This window comes from Stutzerimonas stutzeri, assembly GCF_024448935.1.
Taxonomy (GTDB): Bacteria; Pseudomonadota; Gammaproteobacteria; order Pseudomonadales; family Pseudomonadaceae; genus Stutzerimonas; species Stutzerimonas stutzeri_AO.
In genome coordinates this window covers 1-3,473 of record NZ_JAMOIE010000169.1, presented here as the reverse complement: position 1 = coordinate 3,473, position 3,473 = coordinate 1, and the positions used below count along the sequence as shown (strand labels likewise).

Annotated in this window: 3 protein-coding genes; all 3 read left to right on the top strand. The window is 61.9% G+C overall.

Annotated features, from left to right (window positions below; genetic code table 11):
- The first annotated feature begins 178 nt into the window (after positions 1-178).
- The 3 genes from NA637_RS24240 to NA637_RS24230 are packed head-to-tail and all read left to right on the top strand — an operon-like array spanning position 179 to position 3,383.
- On the top strand, positions 179-1,432 hold the full coding sequence (locus NA637_RS24240; RefSeq protein ID WP_256075076.1) for a site-specific integrase: 1,254 nt from the start codon (positions 179-181) through the stop codon (positions 1,430-1,432).
- A gap of 17 nt (positions 1,433-1,449) precedes the next feature.
- Complete coding sequence (locus NA637_RS24235) at positions 1,450-2,376, top strand: tyrosine-type recombinase/integrase (RefSeq protein WP_256075073.1); 927 nt, start codon at positions 1,450-1,452, stop codon at positions 2,374-2,376.
- A complete protein-coding gene (locus NA637_RS24230) occupies positions 2,373-3,383 on the top strand; it encodes a tyrosine-type recombinase/integrase (protein ID WP_256075070.1) in 1,011 nt (336 codons plus the stop codon). The genes NA637_RS24235 and NA637_RS24230 overlap by 4 nt, the downstream gene beginning before the upstream one ends.
- The last annotated feature ends 90 nt before the right edge of the window (positions 3,384-3,473 follow it).

Here is a 3,473-nt window from a genome sequence, read left to right as displayed (position 1 = left end):
GTTATGCCAAGCTTGGCATAATAAGAATTATCCGCAGTCGGAAATTATGCTCAGTTCGCCCGTACTCGGTTTCATGATCGCATAGTCCGCCTGCTTTGCGAGTCTCCTGGCGCGTTTCGGACACGCCATAATTTTCGGTGGTTTCCTGTAGGGCCCGTCCCCTCTACAGGAGCACACCATGTCTGCGGATCAATACCTGGCGAGACTTTCTTGCCGCGACGAGCTCAACGACAGCCCGCTCAGCGCCACCGCCGTTCCTTACGTCGAAGCCCTACTTGTCCGGCGCTACGCTAAGCGCACGATCGACCTCTATTTGCATGCTCTGGCCCACTTCGGTCACTGGATGAAGGCCGAAGCGCTGTGTGTGGAGAGCATCGACGCAGTGCTCGCCGAGCGCTTCGTCCGCGAGCATTTACCTGCCTGTACCTGTTCTATGTCGCTGCATTCCGGCACGGTCAATAGCAGGGCGGCACTCCGGCACTTGCTGAAGCTGCTGGCACAACGGCGTCCAGTGAAATCATCCACAGATGATCCGATCACAACTGAGCTTGACCGGTTTGGCGATTATCTTCAGAACATCTGCGGCGTGGCCCCCCAAACAAATGCGCGTCGATGCAAAGATGTCGGAGCACTTCTCGCTTACTGCTTCGGCGCCGAGCCGCTTGTCCTATCGCCACTGTCCGGCGCCCAGATTGATGCGTTTGTAGCGACCTTGATCCCGCGCTTGCGACCGGCATCGCTGCGGGCGGGGTGCAACAGTTTGCGTAGCTATTTTCGTTTCCGCGCCTTGCTGGGGGAGTCGACCGACGCGCTCTCGGCGAGCCTCCCGAGCGTCGCGGACTGGCGGCATGCCACCTTGCCCAAGGCGCTCTCGGACGCCCAGTTGGCGGCGTTTCTCAAGGCATTCGATTGCTCAAATCCGGTCGAACTGCGTGATTACGCCATCGCACGCTGCCTGCTTGACCTTGGTTTGCGTGGCGATGAAGTGGCTCACCTGACACTGCAGTCGGTCGACTGGCGCAACGGCACGCTTACGCTCGGCACCAGCAAGAGCAAACGCGTGCAGCAATTGCCCCTTCCAGTGCCCACCGGTGAGGCGATTGCCCGCTATCTGCGACAGGGACGACCGCAGACGACTGACCGCAATTTGTTCGTGCGCCACCGCGCGCCCGCCGGCATACCGCTCAGCGTGGCAGCCATCCGCAACGCCATGAATCGCGCCTTTGTCCGCTGCGGCTTGCGTGATCAGTTCTGCAATACCCATGTCCTGCGCCGTACCACGGCGACCCGTCTGCAGCGCGCAGGGGCGTCGGTCAAGGAAATCGCCGATCTGCTGCGCCACCGAAGCATCGACACGGCCAGCGTCTACGCCCGCGTCGACCTGGAAGGTTTGCGCGCCGTCGCATTGCCCTGGCCCGGGAGTCGCTCATGAACACGTCGATTTCCTGGATGTCACGCGTCGAGGCGTATTTGGTATATCGGCGCGGCCTCGGATTCAAGCTGACGAATGATAAAACGCGGCTCAGATCGTTCGCCCACTTCGCTGACCAGATCAGCACGGCGGATCATCTGACGGTGGCGCTTGCCGTCGCCTGGGCCCGCGATTCACGGCGTCCAAGCCCGCTCACATGGGCGCGCCGCATCGAGGTTCTGCGTGGTTTCGCCCGATTCTGCCAGCGTCTCGATCCGGCCACCGAGATTCCGCCACGCGATCTCTTCGGTTCTGCTCACCGGCGCCTGGTTCTGCACATCTACACGGCTGCGGAACTGGTTGCGCTCCTCGAGGCTACCGATGATCTCATTCCGATCAACGGGCTGCGCGCCGCAACCTGCCGTACCGTATTTGGATTGCTGGCCGCGAGCGGGCTGCGTATCGCCGAGGCGCTTGAGCTCACGCGTGCAGACGTCGATCTGGCGAGCGGGGTGCTTTGTATCGAGGAGGCCAAGTTTCATCAGCGTCGTTTGGTGCCGCTGCATCCGAGTGTCACCGAGCAGCTGCGCGCATATGCCCGGCGGCGTGACCAGCTCGTGCCGCGGCCCGCGTGCGAACGGTTCTTTCTGCGCGATGACGGCCAGCCGGCCAATCAGCGCGCATTGCTATACGCCCTACAGACGCTGTGCCGGCAACTCGACTGGCAGCCGCGCGGGAACCATGCCCATCACCGTCTGCACGATCTGAGGCACACCTTTATCGTGAGCAGCATGCTGCGCTTCTACCAGCAGGGCATCGATGACGAGCACGCCGTACTGGCGCTATCGACGTATGTGGGGCATGCCAGGGTGAGCGATACCTACTGGTACTTCACCGGCGTGCCGGAACTGGTGGCGATTGCGGCTGAGCGCTTCCAGCGTTATGCCCTGGGGGCTTCGCAATGACCCCCTTGCTGGCCGACGCTGCCGAATTTTCTGCCCTGCTCCAGCGCTTCTTTGCCGAACGCCTCATACAACAAAAGAACGTGAGCCCGAGAACGGTGGCCGCTTACCGTGACACCTTCCGTCTGCTGCTTCGCTACATCGAGCGCGAGAGGGGCAAACCGCCCGCCAAGCTGACGCTGAACGACTTCGATGCGACATTGGTGCTCGAGTTTCTCGCCCATCTTGAAGCCGAGCGGCATAACTCCGTGCGCAGCCGCAACGCGCGCTTGGCAGCCGTGCGAGCCTTTGCCCACTACGTGGCCTTGCAATGCCCGCCAGCTCTGCAGTTGGCCCAGCAAATATTGGCCATCCCGATGAAGCGCTTCGACAAACCACTGCTCGGGTTTCTTTCCCGCGACGAGGTTCAGGCGCTGCTCGCCGCGCCCGATGCCAATACATGGTGCGGCCGGCGCGATCGTATCCTGATCGCGCTGCTCTACAACACGGGAGCCCGAGTCTCCGAGTTGATCGGCATCCGCGTGGCTGACGTGACGCTGGAGGTCACCCCTTCGGTGTGCCTGCACGGCAAGGGGCGTAAGCAGCGAACCGTGCCGCTGTGGAAAGAAACGGCCGTCGAGATCCGTCACTGGCTGCAGTACGTCGGCTTGCGGGCGGAGCAGCCCCTGGTACCCAGCCGACGCGGATTGCCGATGACGCGCTCGAATGTGGCTGAACGGATTGCCTTGGCTGTCACCGCGGCGACAAAGAAGTGTCCCCAGTTGCAGCAACGCAAGGTGTCACCACGCACGCTACGGCATACGACGGCCATGCACCTGCTGCAGGCCGGAGTGGACATCACCGTCATCGCGCTATGGTTGGGCCACGAAAGCCCGGTCACCACCCACGGTTATGTCGAAGCCGACCTGACCATGAAGGAACATGCGCTTGCCACCATTGGCCCACCCGAAACCAAGCGCACGCGCTATCGTCCGACTGACGCCCTGCTGAAGTTTCTGGAAAGCCTCTGAAATTATGCAAAGTCGGCAGTGGTTGGCAGCCAGGCGCGCCGCCACCCCTGCTGCATACCCGACATAATTTCCGACTGCGGATAATTCTTG